Here is a 17,870-nt window from a genome sequence, read left to right as displayed (position 1 = left end):
AAACGCGCATTACTTAGAATGCGCGATATAAATTAGTAAGGTAATACCTACTAGTAGAATTGGTTGCGGGAGCCGGATTTGAACCGACGACCTTCGGGTTATGAGCCCGACGAGCTACCAGGCTGCTCCATCCCGCGCCAATAGATATCAAACCTTAAATTTAATATCGCTGTTAGCTGTTTTACAACACGCTAAACAATGGCCGCTATTATAAGGATGTGTGGGGTAATTAGCAACCATAATAAATAATTAGTTTATAAAAATATCAATTCGTCAAGATGCTAATTTTATGTAGATATTAGGATCATAAGCTTCACAAAACACAGCCACTTTGTATACTTGTTTAATTAAGCTACATTTAAAGTGTGCATACAAACTGACTTTAAAAGAGCTTTTGTATATACGCAATGACTAGAAAAACCAAAGCAAAAACTAAAACTCATACTTTAACACTAAAAAAACGTGCAGTATTTGCACACCCCGCTATAATAAAGCGTAACCAGATTGAGAATAATAATTATAATCTACTGCGAAGAGATGAAAATGAATACACAACAAACAGCATTGTTAAATAATTTAAAGATTATTAAACCAAACTTTCATGCATTTACTGCTCGGTTTCATAATAAATTAGCTGAGTCTGATATCAAGATGGATTACCCAGCAGCGTCATATTTTAACGAAAAAAGCTTTACTTTGTTTTGTGTGCTCGAGCGAATTATTAAACATTTAAACAAGCCTTCATCGGTTGCGCCTTTTCTAGTACATCATCTAGCGTATTTAAAAAACTCTGGAGCAACTCAAAATGATATAACTATTTTATCAGATGCGTTTTACGAAACTCTTAAAGAACACCTTGGCACATATTTTACTCATGAAAGTCAACTAGCTTGGAGAGATGCTCTCAATTTTTTTGAGAAATTTGCTAATAACACTCTGTTTAATGTTTCAAATGTAATTTCGTTACAACAAAAAATACAGCAAAAACAGAGCAACAATATTTAACCCTCGATAGACTTAAAAGGTAAGGAAATTTATTAGATTTTTATACTTTAGCTTTTTAAATACACGTCAAACTTATTTTTCTCTAAACTTATAAAGTACCTATTTAGCAGTCAAACTCGCACTTACGTGTGGCATACTTATGAACGGTTATAATGCCTGTTAGGCCCCATAATACAAGATTGCTAGTCCTCTTCTAAACTACTTTAAATCGTCACGATCGATAATTAATGTTATGCCGTATAAAATTTGTTTGGGTATGCTATGACAAACTATAAAACAGTAAGGCTTATATTGGGCGACCAACTCAACCCATCTCACTCATGGTTTAAGCATAAAGATAATGACACTTTATACCTAATTGCGGAACTAAAACAAGAAACTAATTACGTAAAACATCATATACAAAAATTATGCGCTTTTTTTAGTGCTATGGCTAATTTTGCAAGCGCGCTTAAAGAAGCCGGATTTAATGTACTTCATTTAACACTAGATGAAACACACGGCGATGCAAACCTCCCCGGTTTACTTACCCGCATAGCAACTCAATATAATTGCTCGGCAATAGAGTATCAGTACCCTGATGAGTTTCGTTTAAAGCAACAACTTAATAATTTTAAAAAAAAGAGTGTATTTAATATAAACGCAGTTGATACAGAACACTTTTTATTACAGTTTGAACAAATAAATGAACGGTTCACTAAAAACAAACATGCGACGATGGAACACTTTTACCGTGCAATGAGAAAGCAATACAATATATTGATGGATGGTGCAAAGCCACAAGGTGGAAAGTGGAACTATGACAGTAATAACCGTAATAAATTTTCAAAAAGTGACTTAGCTGATATCCCTGTTCCAAAAATGTTCGATAATGATGTAAGCAGTATTATTTCCCGTTTAAACAAACATAATGTGAGCTATTTTGGAGAAATCAAAGATGAGTTACTTCAGTGGCCAACCACCAGAAAGCAAGCTATTGATTGCTTAGAATACTTTTGTAAAAATTTACTGAGCCGGTTTGGGCAATTTCAAGATGCGATGACAGATCAATGTAATCATAATACCAGCTTGTATCACAGCCGTTTATCGTTCGCATTAAATGCAAAACTACTTCACCCACTTTATGTAATTAAACGTGTGATAAACGAATATGAACAAAATCCTCAGCAAATAACAATTTCACAAGTAGAGGGGTTTACCAGGCAAATTTTAGGCTGGAGAGAATATGTAAGGGCTATTTATTGGGTGAATATGCCCGACTACGCTAATAAAAACCAGCTGGATGCAAAACAAAAAATGCCTCATTATTTTTGGAATGGGGATACAAAAATGAACTGTTTAAGCCACGCCCTTACCCAAAGCCTCGAAACAGCTTATGCGCATCATATACAACGCCTAATGGTCATAGGGAACTTTTGCTTATTAACAGGCATAAATCCGAACGAAGTAGATAATTGGTATTTAGGCGTTTATATAGACGCCATAGAATGGGTGGAAATGCCAAACACACGGGGAATGAGTCAGTTTGCAGATGACGGCATTATTGCAACTAAGCCCTATTCAGCAAGTGGCAATTACATTAATAAGATGAGTGATTACTGCAAAAACTGTCGATACGATGTAAAGCAAAAAATAGGTGATAATGCGTGTCCGCTCAACAGTTTATATTGGCATTTTATGGATAAACATCGAGATAAACTACAGTCTAACCCCAGAATAGGCATGGTTTATAAGAATTGGGATAAACAGTCATCCAATCTTCAAACACAAACCCTTGAGCAAGCAAAGCACCATATCAAAAATATAGATTCTTTATAATGTAAAAAGCCGCCTCAAACGAGGCGGCTAAATAATCAGGGAAAAATGTAATTCAGAAGATTATTTACCTTCTATTAAATTGCTGCTACCAATTTCAATTTTACGTGGTTTTAGCGCTTCAGGGATTTCACGTTCTAAGTCAATACTTAGTAAGCCGTTGGCTAAATCTGCGCCAAGTACTTTTACATGATCTCCTAACTGGAATTTACGTTCAAAGTTACGCTCAGCAATACCTTGATGAATAAATTTACGCTCTGCGTTTTCATCTTTATTTGCTTTAGTACCTGCAACTTTAAGCGTGTTATTTTCTGACTCAATGGTTAACTCGCTTTCACTAAAGCCTGCTACGGCCATTGTGATACGATATTTATCTTTATCGAGTGCTTCTATGTTGTACGGAGGAAAGCTTGGTTGCTTGTCTGTACGTGCTGCTGCGTCCATTAGAGATGCTAAGTGATCAAAGCCAATGAATGAACGGTATAATGGTGATAAGTCTACTGTACGCATAATAATATCCTCATATTTAAGCGATATAATGTTGCTACTTTTCTTTTGAACAAGTACAACATAATTAAATTAATAATATAAATTTCAATTACTTCTGTTAAACAAAGACCCATCAGGCGTCTTCACATAACTATTTATGGGCAGTAATTTTGTTTTCAAGTAATTAAATAAAAAATTTAAAATAAAAATAAAAAAAGGCACAAAACTGTGCCTTTTTAAATCATTTATAAATACTATTATTTAATAAATGTGCCACGAATTGGATAGTCGTTTTCTCTTGAAAACTTAATTCCACCTAATAACTGTTCTAAATCGGGGCGAACGAATGGGCTGTTTGATATATCGAGCATCTGAAGCTGATTTTTTTCGTTAAGTACAAAAATGCCAGGTTCTGCAAACGGATGGTCTGTTTCTGCATCGCTACGTGGCTCACTGATATGTAGCCCTAAGTCGGTCATTTGCTTGATGGTTAAACCGAAGTAAATTGGGAAATTAATGTCTATTTTTTCAAAATGCTTAGTAAGCTGCTCATGGCTATCACCGCTAACAGCAACAACTTCAACGCCAGCTTCTTTAAAGTCTTTATGCATTTTAGCAAGCTCATTAAGTTGTGCAGTACATTTAGGGCAATGTTGACCTCTATAAACAACAATCATTTTCCATGGGGAGTCACTTACTCTGTCTACTAAGTCTATTTTTTTCTCGTCCACATCACTCACTATTAGTGATGGCATAATATCCGCAGGTTTTAAACTAGTGTTACTCATTGCGATCTCCTTTTACTGTTTCAGATAAAATTAACTTTGCTCTCACCTACAGAGCTTAGGGTAACTTTTATTAATTCAACCTGAAAATGTAATTAGAAATCTATTAATATTTAAGACCAGCCCTTTATTTTTCTATAAATGGTAGAAGCACTAACTCCTAAATAAGCTGCTGCAAGTGGAATATTATCATCGCATACATGAATTGCATTCTCGATAGCCCTTTTTTCTACCTGCCACAACGGTTCTATATCATGCACAGCCATTGGCGAGGGCATAGAGCTTGAAGCATTCATATTAACTGATGATATTGATTTATTTGATGAAACTGACGCCGTTAAACCAAAGGAACTTGGTAGCATTTCTCTTTCAATTACTTGCGCATCGTTTATTACAACCGTGTTTTCTATTACATTTTGTAGCTCTCGGATATTCCCTGGCCAATCATAATTACAAAAAAGAGATTTAACGTCCTCTGAAAAGTCGGTAAAGCTTTTACCATTACTGTCGCTCTTTTGTTTAAGTATGTAATCAGCTAAAAGTAATATATCGTTGCCACGCTCTCGCAGTGGTGGCAGTTTTACAGGTATAACGTTTAGACGATAATACAAATCCTCTCTAAAACGCCCCTCAGCCACTTCAATAATTGGGTTTCTATTTGTAGCACACACTAAACGCACATCACTGTGTAATATTTCGCTGCTACCTACACGGCTAAAAATACCTGTCTGTAAAAAACGTAATAATTTAGCTTGTAAATTGAGCTCCATTTCACAAAGTTCATCTAAAAATAAAGTCCCTCCATTAGCAACTTCTACAGCCCCTTTCCTATCACTTAAAGCACCACTAAAGGCCCCTTTTACATGACCAAAAAACTCAGATTCAAATAATTCAGCAGGAATTGCCGCACAGTTAATTGCAATAAAAGGTCCCTTACTCCGGGGGCTTGCGTCATGAAGAGTCTGCGCACATACTTCTTTACCTGTACCACTTTCACCCGTTATAAATACACACGCTTTACTTCTTGCTGCGCTGTCAAGCAGCCTAAACACCGTTTTCATTGCGAGTGACTCACCAACAAAATCTTGGTTCTGAGTGTTTTTATCAACTAATGGTTTTGCTGTTACTTGCTCTTTTGGTGTAAGCGCACTCTCTACAGAGCTAATTAGTCGTTGGCTTGTGAAAGGTTTTTCTAAAAAATCAAAACCACCTAGTCGCATAGCTTCTACGGCCACATCAATAGAGCTATTTGAAGTGATCATTACTACATTAGCTGGATTTTTTTGTTTATTTACAAATTGAAGTACTTCTAAACCACTAATATCGGGTAAGCAGACGTCTTGTACAATCACCGTAGGCATTTTTTCTTTTATACCAACTAAAGCTGAGTAGCCATCAGTGAAGTGTCTACATTCGTACCCTGCTTGTTCAAGCTGGCTGGCGTATAGAGCTCCACTGGCGATGCTATCTTCAACAATATATACAAGCCCTTTATCATGTGTATTTTTCATGGTGGCACCTTAAATTGCTATATTATTAATGATGACTTGATAAGCATCGCGGGTTTTATCCAAATTGTGCTGAATGATAAGTGCTAAGTGAATATTTTCTGACGTTGTTGCGGGTGGAGAGTCATGAAGCTGTGTTGCCAGTGCAGCTAAAGGGGCTGCACCATACAAAGCAGCCGAATTTTTTAATACATGTGTTATTTCTTTAACCTTAACCGTGTCTTCATTATCAATTGCTGTTTTTATTTGGTCTCTCATGGTGACTAGCTCGTCAATAAATAGTTTTATTAACTTTGCTAATACTTCAATCCCAACATCTTTTTCAAGCTGAGCTAATACATGGAGCTCTGTTATACTTTTATCAACAAATTTCTCTGATATGGGCATAAAAGTCCTTTATTTTTTATTGTAATAAGCCTAACTAATACGCCACTATTAGCTGATATATTGAGATATTTATAATATAAGAGTAATTCGTTTTTCGCATTTTGCAAACCATAATAAACGCTATGTGCTACGGCGCCCAAATTTCAATACTTTTAGATAATGTTTGTGGCTTATCAAGCAGATAGCCTTGAGCAATATCACACCCTAACTGCTCTAGTATTTGAAGTTGTTCATTTTCCTCAATTCCCTCTGCAACGGTTTCTAAACCGAGTCTTTGTGCCATCGCAATGATTGCACTGCATAAGGTAAAGTCTTCATTATTACTAGCAATACCACTTACAAAACTACGATCTATTTTTAGACCATCAATATCAAATTGACGAAGCAAACCAAGCGAGGCATAACCAGTACCAAAGTCATCTATCCACACTTTTACACCTTCTTTATGAAAGTTCTCAAACGCTTTTGCTATTTTTGCAGGGCTATGAATTAGCGCTGTTTCTGTTAATTCTACTTTTACTGCATGAGGCGGGATATCATGCTTTTCGAGTAACCCCATAACTTTTGAAAATACATCGCCATCTAAAATTTGTACGGGTGAGATATTTAAAGAAATAGCTAAGTCGGTCATACCTAAGTGCCTCATCTGCTTTAAATCAGATAAGCTTTGTTCAAAAATCCAATCACCTAAATCTAATATCATGCCAGACTGCTCTACATGAGGAATAAACTCATCGGGCCCCACAATGCCAAACCGAGGAGAATCACATCTAACTAGTGACTCAAAACCCACTAACTTACCTGATGCTAATGAAACCAAAGGCTGATACACCATTTTGAAATAATTATTTTGCATTGCGTCAGTCATGATTTGTTCAAGCTCATGCCACCTGGCTAAGTTTACCGAGTTTGAGGATTCTAAGGTATTAAATGCATTCATTATTTGCTCCGTGGCTTTATCAGATGGTCTCCTTTACATATAGCAATTTACAGACCATTTTTAAAACCGAAAAGAGCAACAATAAGATAATAAATTCAGTAAGTTAAAACGATATAATTTACCTTTGCTCACCTCCTAAAGCATTTGCATTTTGCAATTCAGATTGCAACGCACTAACTCATGAGTTTTATACAACCTGCTTATATATCGGTTTATATAACGTTAAGAAAAATACGCTAAAACTAGACAAAAGTTTTTGTATCTATGTTCTAAATAAAGAATTTTTAACTATCTTATAGTGCAATCTAATTCGTTAAATTGAGCGATATTTATACAGGTTGGTATTACTTTAATTTTTAGCTATCTAAAAAGTGTGTGCTTTATACAACGGCTTACTAAGTAGCCGCAAAAATGATTTAGGAATAAACATTAAGTATTATTAATAGAGGGAGAAGCATTGCTAAATATTTCTAATTGAAAATTAAGGAAGTTTGATGGGCGTAAAAAACGCAGGCAACATGGTTACCTGCGCAAAAGTCTCTAGTTTGAAAATGTTGTGATTTCTTCACTTTTTGATGTATCTAAATGCTGTGCGTAATTTGGATTTTTAGAGTCAAAAGTATCATTCATTAATTGGGCGTCTTCTAAATCAGTTTGTGAGAATGACATTGGCTTAATATCAGCTAAAGGTTCAAGAGAGCTTGTATCTCTTAATACCGTAATACTAATAACTAAGGCAGCTACAAGCAAAATAGATAAAGCCATAATTTCCGGGGTTAAAACCCAGCTAATACTCTTTGTTTGTGGTTTAGCTTTTGTATTTGTTTGCATTGTGCACCTCTTAAAATGTAAAACATTTAAACTATATTCGTTTAATTTAATAGGTATATTGCGAAAGCCGTGCCAACTAACTAAGTCTAGATCAAAAAATAAAATACATAATAAGATCAAGCAATTAAACGAACGAGATATTTAGTTAGGTAGTATTATCAATTCTTGCCGAATTAAATTTTCATCTTGAGTTGCAATATGCGATTCAATATGAAAAAACACGCTAAAAACAACCTTTAAACATTATAAATAAAATATAACTTACTTCTAAAAGATTAGATTAATTTGATATTTAATCAAATACTCTCATGGTTCTTTAACTATAATTTTGATTTTAAGATAGCTTTTCCCATACTTCAGCTAATCGAATAAGCTTTAAATGTTTAGATTCAGTTACTTGGTGAGGAGTGTATTTTTCGAGTAAAGAATAAAGAGTATTACTTACTATTGGCTTAGCCAAATAGTCATTCATACCCGCATCAATAAAGCGCTCCTTATCTCCGTGAATCGCATTTGCAGTAAGCGCTATGATGGGTGTTAAAATACCGAGTTCTCTAATGGCCTTCGTGGCAGAAATACCGTCTAAAATAGGCATTTGTATATCCATAAAAATAAGATCTATTTTTTTACTCTTAGCCATCGTAATTGCTTCTTGACCATCATTTGCAATGTCTACTTGGCAACCTTTTTGCTCTAAAAACTGCCTAATTACAACCTGATTATTTTTATTATCCTCAGCTACAAGTACATTGAGACCGTTGAGATGGGCCGGCTTATCACTAAAAGTGACAACTTCCTTCTCGTCGCGATTTGTATATATTATATCTAAGTGAAATAGCTGCTCTTCGAGTAAACTCATAGCTCGTGGCAAGTGCGATACTTTAAATGGCCCGTTTATTGTTAGCTCATTCTCACTTGAGTTTTTTGGTAATAGGCTTTTACCTTTCAAATCAATATTTAATAAGCATGGAGTATTAAGAAACTTGTAAGTATCTATGCATTGGCGTGTTTGAGCTAAAAGTTGTGGATCTGTTAATACTATTGCGTCAGGTGGGTTGTCAAATGTAGGCGTACTAGGACATAACTCATAACAATCAAAAGATATTGAGTATCGAGTAAGTGTATGTTCAAGAGCTGTTTTTAATATTTTATTACTTCCAATAATCCACACTTTTGATTTTTTGCTTCTAGCTGCAAACCCTTCCCTTAAAATAGAATCGGTTGTATCAATTTTTAATGGGTAGTTAACCACAAACTCACTACCTTTTGTCAGCTCAGAGCTAACAGATATATCACCTTTGACCACATCACAAATTTGTTTACAAATAGCGAGCCCTAAACCACTCCCTCCATGTTGCCTTGTAATTGAGTTATCGGATTGAATAAATGGCATAAACATACTTTCTATCTTACTTTTAGCTATGCCTATCCCTGTATCTTTAACCGATAGCTGAAGAGTTAGATCTTCGCCTGCTATTTTTATACATTTAACCGTAACCGTAATTACCCCCTGCTCTGTAAACTTAATCGCATTAGCTAATAAATTAATCGCTATTTGCCTTATACGAGCATGGTCACCAACGACTTGTGTAGGTACATCAGGGTAAAAATCAAAAATAACTTCAAGCCCTTTTTGTAAGGCACTCTCGGTAACAATATCAATCGCTTCTTCTATACATGTATCAACACTAAAAGGTCGGTTATCTAAAGAAATTGCTTGTGCTTCAAATCGTGAATAAGTCAATACATCATCAAGCACGCTCAGTAGAGCGTCAGAACTTGTCTTAATCATTTGCGTGTAACGCATTTGTTCAGTTGTTAGGCCTGTATGATGCAAAATATCAGCTGAGCCAATAACTGCATTCAATGGTGTACGTATTTCATGGCTAATATTAGCCATAAAGCGGCTCTTAGATTCCGCGAGTATTTCAGCTTGATGCTTAGCCTCAAGCAGAATCTTCTCACCTTCAATTCGCTCTTGAATATCAACAAGGGTTGCAGCTATAGAGGACAAGCTATTATCATAATCATTGAATATAGGTGTAAGTGTTATCTCTACCCAATTATCAAAGCCTTGGGCATTAATTAACCGAACATCAAAGCGACTAATATCACGCTTGCCCGTTTTGTAGTTGAGTAAAGTGCTTGTTACTTTTTCAACATCATCTTTAGCAATAAACTTAATAAGCGCTAAGCCAATACTCTGTTCAACTTGAGAGTTTAAAACTCTTTGCCAAGCTTGATTTATAAATAGTAATTTCCCATTTGTATCAAGTCGCAAAACAATATCAGGTATATTATCAACAACAGAATGGTAGTTATATTCTGTCTCTGCCATAGCTTGCTCAGCTTTTACGCGTTGCGTGATATTGGTTTCAATAGCAATAAAATGCTTCACCTCGCCCACATCATCCCGAACGGGATTCGCATCAATAGCAACCCAGTATAGATTCCCGTTTTTATCGTAATTAACTGTTTCAACCTGAAACGGTAATCCATTTTTTATCGCATTAGACATTACTTTACAGGTTTCCTTACAGGTTTTTGGGCCCTGTAATAGTTTACCTGGAGAAGTTCCGATAACTTCATCGCAAGTGTAACCCGTAAGCGTTTCAAAGCTGTTATTAACCCATTCTATTAGGCCGAACTTGTCAGTAATTATAACTAAATTATTAGTATGGCTTGCTACGAGGGATAAACGCTTTACGTATTTTTGTTGCTGGGTAAGTAAAAGTTGAAAGTCTTTGTGGCGCTGAATATCATATAACGAACCAATAAATCCGCTTGTTTCATCATAAACTAATCTAAGTTCGAACCAGTTTGTTAAACCGGCTTTATTTTTAAGCTGTATTTCTGTACTTGGTGGCAACTTCCCTTCAAGTAGGCTGCAACTATAGGCAACAAAATGCATAATATCATCGCAGTTCATTAGCTTAGTAATATTTGAGCCAACTAATTCATTACTCGAATAACCAAGTTTGTTTTGCCATGCTTCGTTTATATAAGTAAGGTTTAGATGTTTATCACACTCAAATATGCACTCATCTAGTATTGCCAATAGTTTTGCTTGTCGGCGATTACTATTAGAAAGCTTCTCTACTAATGCGTACTGAATTTGTACCTGGAGTTCGTCGTTATTATCCATACTTCCTCCATTATTTTGTAAAAATATTACTGCTAATTACACGCGCATACAGAGGAAATACCTCCTCACAGTAAAATGTTTGCTCAAAAGGAGTTCTGCTCGATGTACAATCGCTCAAAATAGTAACGTCAAAGCCTAAATCAACTGCAGAACGTGCGGTAGAGTCTATACAAATAGAGGTAACGGTTCCTGCTAATACAATCTCACTCACATTGTTATTTTTAAGTGTTTGAGCTAAATGCGTATGAGTAAAAGCGTTGAGTCCACGCTTCCCTGGGATCTCATCAATAACATGCTTAAATTGATATAACTGATCAATAGTTTGAGCACCATACGACCCTGATTTAAACGCCCCAGCATCAGCAATTGATTTTAATATGCCAATAGGATTTTTAAGCTCGCTATAATTTTGCGTGAAATGAATTGGGGTATTAATTACTAACGCGAACTTTTCTGCGCAATGAGTAAGTAACGAGAGCGTATTTTTTACCACGCCAGTAACTCTTGATGACTCTTCAACCACATCATATAAAACACCTTGAGGTGAAAAGTAATCGTTTTGAAAACCAATTAAAATAAGCGCAGTTTTAGATAAATCACACATAGTCATCTCCTTATGGAGCTATTTAAGACGCAAGCTGCCAAGGTTTAATAAACTTCTCAAGTACCGCTTTTGTTACTGGTTTTTGTAAGTAGTGGGTTATTCCTTTTTTAAATAACTCAGCTATTTGTTCATCACCAGTGATCCCCGTTAAAATAACTTTAGGTGTATTATTATTAGGTGTATTTTGACTAATTAACTGCTGCGCTACGTCACTGCCAAACATACCAGGCATACGTTCATCTAAAAGCAGCAAATCAAATGTTTCGCTTTGAGCTAGCGACAAAGCACTCGCACCATTTTCAGCACACGTTACTGCGCAACCCAGCATTTCAAGCATTACTTTAGTTGCTACCTGACTTGGCAGGCTATCATCAGCAACTAAAATTGATAAACGAGTTTGAGTATGTAATGTTGCTAAAATAGCGATTAAATCAGTATCAAAAAAAGGCCAGCCCAAAACTCTTTTCGAAAATTTATGAGCTTGGCTTAATTGATTGATATCGTTGATAGAGCAAAGTTTTATGTGGGTGTTTAGGCTGTCATTATCTAACTTGCTTTTTAAAGTATCTGCGCTTAGATGCCTTAAATCTTCAAGTTGTACCGACTCTCTGATTGTACTGTTAAATAATTTAAAATTTAAACCGAACCGATCATGTGTGTGTGCAGACATCTTTAGACAGCTTTTAAATAACGATTCGCAATCAGTTAAAACATCTACATTTTGGTTAATATCAAGTGCTAAATTTACTGACTCTTTAGTCGCTAAAAGGCCATTTACATCTAATGACTTTACCTGCTCAGAATCATCAACCCAATAATGAAAACTAACACCTTGGATATTAGCTTCTACTGTAAGTAAAAAACTATTTTTTACCGACGCTAAACCTGGTGTTAAAAACTCTTCACATTGCGCTATTATTTGCTCAGGAGAAACTTGCAAGCATACATAATTGCATTGTAACTTATTGATTAGAGTCACCGAAAAATCGCGATTGCGGGTTTCACAGTATTTACCTATTACCGCTTGGATAATCTCTAAAACGTGACTGTTATTATTCATAAAGTGCTCTAATTAACCCAGTGTATGAATATTAATCATCAAGTTATGTGCCATAAATATGCTTTTGTAAAAATGCTAATTTTCATAGACTTAAGTATTAGTATATTAAGCAACATCCATCTATTTGCATTTTGCAAATCATATTGCGAAGCATTCTCTGATTTATAAATTTATTAGAATGGTGTAATCGCTTTTTTTATCTTTAAATAATTTTTTAATCGCTTAATATGATATTAATTAAATTGAGGAGATAACTATGCTTACAGTAATTTTTGGCCGTGAAGGCTGCCCATTTTGTGTACGAGCTAAAGATGTTGCCGAGCAACTATCAAATGAACGTGACGATTTTAAATTTCGTTATATCGATATCATCAAAGAAGGTATCAGCAAAGCTGACCTTGAAAAATCAGCAGGCAAACCTTGCCCAACTGTTCCACAGATTTTTGTAGACCAAACTCACATCGGTGGATTTACAGAATTTGAAGCATACGCTAAAGAAAACCTAGGACTTTATAAATAAGGTTTGTAGCCAATCTGTTAACCAGTTTAATAAATCAAAAAATTAAACTGGTTAAATTTCGACCAGCATCAATCACATACAAATTAGTTGTAATTTATACAAGCATTTGCCTCGTGAATCCTATATAATGCGCGCCTCTTTAAATTCGTTGAGGCGTATTAATGTCAGAACCAGTCACGTTTGAATCTCTAAATCTTTCTCCTGCAATTTTGAAGGCAGTTGAAGAGTTGGGTTACAAGACACCATCTGAAATCCAAGCTCAATGTATACCGTTATTGCTAGAAAGAAAGGACGTACTGGGACTAGCACAAACGGGTACAGGTAAAACAGCAGCATTTGCACTGCCATTACTAAACAATATTGACCCGTCTGTGAAACAGCCACAGATCCTTGTACTCACACCAACACGTGAGCTTGCGATCCAAGTTGCTGAGGCATTTGAACAATATGCAAAACACACTCGTGGTGTAGAAGTATTGGCACTTTATGGTGGCCAAAGCTACAGCATTCAATTAAGCGCACTTCGTCGTGGCGCACAAATTATTGTTGCGACTCCTGGTCGCTTAATTGATCACATTAACCGTGGCACTATCAAGTTTGATGCTTTACAAGCACTTGTACTTGATGAAGCCGATGAAATGTTACGTATGGGCTTTATCGATGATGTTGAAAACATCATGGAAAAAACGCCGCGTGAAAAGCAAACATGTCTTTTCTCTGCGACTATGCCTAAGCAAATTCAAAACATCAGCAGCAAATATATGAATAACCCTGAACAGGTTCATATTTCTGCGCGTAACTCTACAGTATCATCTGTTGAGCAAGTGTTTTGGAACGCACACGTACACAAAAACAAAGCGATTGTTCGTTTCTTAGAAGCTGAGCAATATGAAGGTGCTATTGTTTTCGTACGTACTCGTAACGACACAGTTCAACTTGCTGAATTATTAGAGCGCGAAGGTTTCTCTGCTGCTCCACTTAACGGTGACATGAACCAGCAAGCGCGTGAGCGCACTGTAGATCGCTTAAAAAATGGCATGCTAAACGTTGTTATTGCAACAGACGTAGCAGCACGTGGTCTTGATGTAGACCGCTTGAGCCTAGTTATCAACTACGATATTCCACAAGATTCTGAAGCCTACGTTCACCGTATCGGCCGTACAGGTCGTGCTGGTCGTACTGGTAAAGCTATTTTATTCGTAAAACATAACGAGCGTTATTTACTTAAAAATATCATTCGTCATACTAAGTCTGAAATTGCACAGGTTGAACTACCTACAGCTAAAATCGTAGAAGAAAAACGTATCAATGCGTTACAAGAAAAGCTTACGCTTGCACTTGAAAACAAAGATATTACGTTCTTCAATGAAGTGGCTGCCAATATGGCGCAAAAGCTTGAACTAGCTCCTGAAGACTTAGCGGGTGCGTTATTGTGTTTAGCACAGCAACAATCACCAATTAAAGTTGAAGAAGTTAAAATTCAACCTCGTGAACGTAACGAACGTAATGACCGCAACTCACGCAATGACCGTGGTGATCGCGGACGTCGTAACGAGCGCGGTGGCGAACGTGGCGGTGAGCGTGCAGAACGTAAACCTCGTGAACGCAACAGCCGTGATGCTGGACCAATGGATACTTACCGTATCGAAGTGGGTCGTGAGCATGGCGTACAGGTTAAAAACATTGTTGGCGCTATTGCTAACGAAGCTGACATCTCAAGCAAGTTTATTGGTGACATTCGTCTTCACGACAGTCACAGTACGGTACAATTACCGCAAAACATGCCTAAAGATGTACTTGATCACTTCCAAAAAGTGTTTATTTGTAAACGCCCAATGGGTATGACAATTACACAAGATCAAGGCCCTGCTGAGCCACGTGGCGAGCGTTCTGAACGCCCAAGTGGTGATAAAAAGCGTAGCTTTAACAAAGACAACCAACGCGGTGATAAGCGTGGCGGTCCTCGTAAAGAACGTCGCCCAGTAAGCTTCACATCTAACTAAGCTTTAGCTTACGTTATAAAAAACCTTGTCACGAAAGTGCCAAGGTTTTTTTGTTTTAAGGCCACTGCTTCAGTAATAACAAAAATCCTGTAAACTAAGCAAATGCTATAATTCACGGACGAATTAAAATTGAAAAAGATTTACGACAACTTGCTCTTTGTAGCAATAGTACTCCCCATTTTATTATGCATCACTATACCTATTTTAATGGACTTTACAGACCCACCATTCATCTCAAATGAACTATACGACGTTGTTTTCTTTATAACCCTCCCTATTATCTGTTGTGCACTATTTATCTATTTAAATATACTTATATTCAATAAATATAGACGCTGCAGTAAATATAGAGAATCACTCAAATACAATTTCTCAGATACTAAAATGAAATTAGCATCCATTTTCATGTACCCATTATCCCCTTTATTAATCTATGGAATATTCTATATTTTTATCTCTGATCCTATTAAATTATGGGCTTACTACACGCAAGGCGACTATTGGTATAAAGAATACATCCTGACCGATGTACAAGAGTGTGGCACTGAGTATGAAGATAGTTGTACTCGTTTATACTTTAAAGATCCTAAAACGAATGAAACTCACGATTTTAGATGGTACGACGATAAATCTACAATAATGAATAACAAAAACGATTATGTGTATATTGTTGGTGAGGCCAGTTTGTTTGGCTATATAGTGAGAAATTTAGAAAGGTAATTAAAACTTCTTTTTACATTGCAGCAATTTTATATAAAAACCTCACTCAAGTGAGTGAGGTTCATAAATTAAGGTTTAAGTTAAGGTAACGCCGGATAAACGTAACTCGCATCTAACCCTAACGGAATACCGAGTGCCCAATACCCTAGCAAGAAAATACTCCAACCAATCATAAACGCGATTGAGTAAGGGATCATAAGCGCGATAAGCGTGCCTATACCGGTGTCTTTTACATACTTTTGGCAGTACACCACAACCAATGGGAAGTAAGGCATGAGTGGCGTAATTATGTTTGAGCTAGAATCCCCTATTCTGTAAGCAGCTTGGGTTAAATCGGGTGATATACCTAGTTGCATAAGCATCGGCACAAAAATAGGCCCGAGTAACGCCCACTTAGCTGAACTTGAGCCAACAAACAAATTTACAAAGCCGGTTAAAAATATAATACCCACAACAGTTACGGCACTTGGAAGCTCCATTGCTTTTAAAAGCTGCGCCCCTTCAATAGCCATTAATGCCCCTAAGTTAGACTTAGAAAACGCAGCAATAAACAGCGCACAAAAGAACGCCATAACAATGTAATAAGCCATACCACTCATCGCGGTGCTCATGGCGTCTATCATATCTTTTGAGGTTTTAAAGGTACCGACTGTAAAACCATACACGGCACCAGGTATCCAAAATAATAAAAAGATTAGCGGCACAATAGATTGCATAAGGGGCGATCTAAAATTAGTTAGTGAGCCATCGGCACTGCGCATTGCTGAATCGGCAGGGGCAGATACAAATGCAAGTAATACAAGCCCTGCGATCATTACGCTACTGGCTATAAAAAAAGCGCGCCTTTCATCACTTTTTGCTTCATCAAACGCAGGTAAGTTTTGGGTGTCTTCATTAAGCGGTGTATTTTTTAAACGTGGCTCAATTATTTTGTCAGTGATATACCAGCCTAATAACACAATAAATAAACTCGAAGCCGAAGTGAATGCCCAATTATTAAGTGGGTTAATCGACATATCGGGGTTAATAATTTGCGCCGCGCTTTGCGTAAAGCTTTGCAGTAATGGGTCTATCCCTGAGGGAATAAAGTTAGCACCAAACCCGCCGCTTACGCCGGCAAATGCGGCAGCAATACCCACTAATGGGTGCCGCCCGGCGGCAAAAAATATAACTCCCGCTAAAGGGATCACTAAAACATAGCCTGCATCGGTTGCTGTATGGCTTACAATAGCGACTAAAATTACTGACGGTGTTAGTAACTGTTTAGGCGTTACCTTTAGCATGAGCTTAAGGCCTGTATTGATATAACCCGAGTGCTCAGCTACACCAACACCTAACATAGCAACCAGTACCACGCCTAATGGGGCAAAGCCTGTAAATGTTTTTACCATAGAGGATAAAAACGAAGCGAGTGAATCGCCCTCTAATAAGTTATTTACAACAATGGCTTGGCCTGTACGTGGATCAATGGCTTCAAAACTAACTCCCGATAACCACCACGAACACACCCAAATAAGTAACATCGCAAATAAAAAGATAATGGCAGGATCGGGGAGCTTATTACCAATACGCTCCACAAAATTTAAAAAGCGAGCAATAGGCCCCGAAGGTACTCCAGCTTGATTATTGTTATTCATTAAAAGCTCCCTAAATAGATTTCAGTAACAATATACCATTAATATGCAACAGTAAATTAACCAATAAATCTATTTTAGGCACAAAATAGACATAAAAAAACGGCTTAATATATTAAGCCGCATTTTTATGTATTTGGTGGGTTAGTTAAGCAAGTGCTTTAACTTCTTCCCATAGGCGCACAACCAGTGTTTTATCTTCTTCGTTTAGTTCGCCATTGCGATAAGCTTTAACTAAGCTTTGCTCTACGGTTTCGTTTAGCTCATCAATAGAAATTGTCAGCTCTTCTACTTCTGCATAACCTACAGCAAGGTCAAAATGACCTCGTAAATAACCACCAGCAAACAACTCGTCATCGGTTGCTTTTACTACTAAATCATCAAAGTATTGCTGGGCTGCATCAATATAATTCACTAAACTCAT

16 protein-coding genes and 1 tRNA gene are annotated in these 17,870 nt (G+C 36.7%); 5 read left to right on the top strand and 12 right to left on the bottom strand.

Translation table 11 applies throughout. The annotated features are described in order from the left end of the window. Positions 1–60: 60 nt before the first annotated feature. Positions 61–137: transfer RNA gene (locus tag ALFOR1_RS05140), tRNA-Met, on the bottom strand. Positions 138–543: 406 nt separating this feature from the next. On the opposite strand from ALFOR1_RS05140, the gene ALFOR1_RS05135 reads away from it, so the two are divergent. Then, positions 544–1,005, top strand: a complete 462-nt coding sequence (locus ALFOR1_RS05135; RefSeq protein WP_058547403.1) for a globin domain-containing protein — start codon at positions 544–546, stop codon at positions 1,003–1,005. 261 nt (positions 1,006–1,266) lie between these two features. After that, entirely contained in the window at positions 1,267–2,823 is a 1,557-nt protein-coding gene (locus ALFOR1_RS05130; RefSeq protein WP_104642272.1) for a cryptochrome/photolyase family protein, read from the top strand. A gap of 60 nt (positions 2,824–2,883) precedes the next feature. Here ALFOR1_RS05130 and ALFOR1_RS05125 read toward each other — a convergent pair whose 3' ends face one another. From ALFOR1_RS05125 to ALFOR1_RS05085, 9 genes are all read right to left on the bottom strand, one after another. Next, positions 2,884–3,330, bottom strand: coding sequence for an Hsp20 family protein (locus tag ALFOR1_RS05125; RefSeq protein ID WP_058547401.1), 447 nt, complete (start codon positions 3,328–3,330; stop codon positions 2,884–2,886). Positions 3,331–3,566: 236 nt separating this feature from the next. Beyond that, entirely contained in the window at positions 3,567–4,097 is a 531-nt protein-coding gene (locus ALFOR1_RS05120) for a redoxin domain-containing protein (protein WP_104642271.1), read from the bottom strand. A 110-nt stretch (positions 4,098–4,207) separates the two neighbouring features. Next, entirely contained in the window at positions 4,208–5,605 is a 1,398-nt protein-coding gene (locus ALFOR1_RS05115; RefSeq protein ID WP_104642270.1) for a sigma-54-dependent transcriptional regulator, read from the bottom strand. A gap of 9 nt (positions 5,606–5,614) precedes the next feature. Beyond that, positions 5,615–5,989: an Hpt domain-containing protein gene (locus ALFOR1_RS05110; RefSeq protein WP_058547398.1), complete on the bottom strand. Its 375-nt coding sequence runs from the start codon at positions 5,987–5,989 to the stop codon at positions 5,615–5,617. 127 nt (positions 5,990–6,116) lie between these two features. After that, entirely contained in the window at positions 6,117–6,929 is an 813-nt protein-coding gene (locus ALFOR1_RS05105; RefSeq protein WP_227006918.1) for a putative bifunctional diguanylate cyclase/phosphodiesterase, read from the bottom strand. 540 nt (positions 6,930–7,469) lie between these two features. Then, positions 7,470–7,760 (bottom strand): hypothetical protein, encoded by a 291-nt coding sequence (locus ALFOR1_RS05100; RefSeq protein ID WP_058547397.1) that lies wholly within the window; start codon positions 7,758–7,760, stop codon positions 7,470–7,472. Positions 7,761–8,094: 334 nt separating this feature from the next. After that, positions 8,095–10,905 (bottom strand): PAS domain S-box protein, encoded by a 2,811-nt coding sequence (locus tag ALFOR1_RS05095; protein ID WP_104642269.1) that lies wholly within the window; start codon positions 10,903–10,905, stop codon positions 8,095–8,097. A gap of 10 nt (positions 10,906–10,915) precedes the next feature. Further along, positions 10,916–11,509 (bottom strand): cysteine hydrolase family protein, encoded by a 594-nt coding sequence (locus ALFOR1_RS05090; protein WP_058547395.1) that lies wholly within the window; start codon positions 11,507–11,509, stop codon positions 10,916–10,918. 22 nt (positions 11,510–11,531) lie between these two features. After that, entirely contained in the window at positions 11,532–12,569 is a 1,038-nt protein-coding gene (locus ALFOR1_RS05085; RefSeq protein ID WP_058547394.1) for a response regulator, read from the bottom strand. 256 nt (positions 12,570–12,825) lie between these two features. Between ALFOR1_RS05085 and ALFOR1_RS05080 the strand changes: the two genes are divergently transcribed. The 3 genes from ALFOR1_RS05080 to ALFOR1_RS20460 all read left to right on the top strand — a co-directional run bounded on the left by ALFOR1_RS05080 (position 12,826) and on the right by ALFOR1_RS20460 (position 15,812). After that, on the top strand, positions 12,826–13,089 hold the full coding sequence (locus ALFOR1_RS05080; protein ID WP_004587283.1) for a GrxA family glutaredoxin: 264 nt from the start codon (positions 12,826–12,828) through the stop codon (positions 13,087–13,089). A gap of 161 nt (positions 13,090–13,250) precedes the next feature. Further along, positions 13,251–15,092, top strand: a complete 1,842-nt coding sequence (locus tag ALFOR1_RS05075) for a DEAD/DEAH box helicase (protein WP_058547393.1) — start codon at positions 13,251–13,253, stop codon at positions 15,090–15,092. Positions 15,093–15,497: 405 nt separating this feature from the next. Further along, entirely contained in the window at positions 15,498–15,812 is a 315-nt protein-coding gene (locus ALFOR1_RS20460; protein WP_227006917.1) for a hypothetical protein, read from the top strand. Between the two features lie 80 nt (positions 15,813–15,892). Here the strand turns inward: ALFOR1_RS20460 and ALFOR1_RS05065 are convergent, their stop codons facing one another. Beyond that, on the bottom strand, positions 15,893–17,449 hold the full coding sequence (locus ALFOR1_RS05065; RefSeq protein ID WP_104642267.1) for an AbgT family transporter: 1,557 nt from the start codon (positions 17,447–17,449) through the stop codon (positions 15,893–15,895). 145 nt (positions 17,450–17,594) lie between these two features. Then, entirely contained in the window at positions 17,595–17,870 is a 276-nt protein-coding gene (locus tag ALFOR1_RS05060; RefSeq protein WP_058547390.1) for a YfcL family protein, read from the bottom strand.

The sequence above is a fragment of the Pseudoalteromonas carrageenovora IAM 12662 genome (genome assembly GCF_900239935.1).
Lineage (GTDB): Bacteria > Pseudomonadota > Gammaproteobacteria > Enterobacterales > Alteromonadaceae > Pseudoalteromonas > Pseudoalteromonas carrageenovora.
This window is presented reverse-complemented; position numbering and strand designations above follow the sequence as displayed.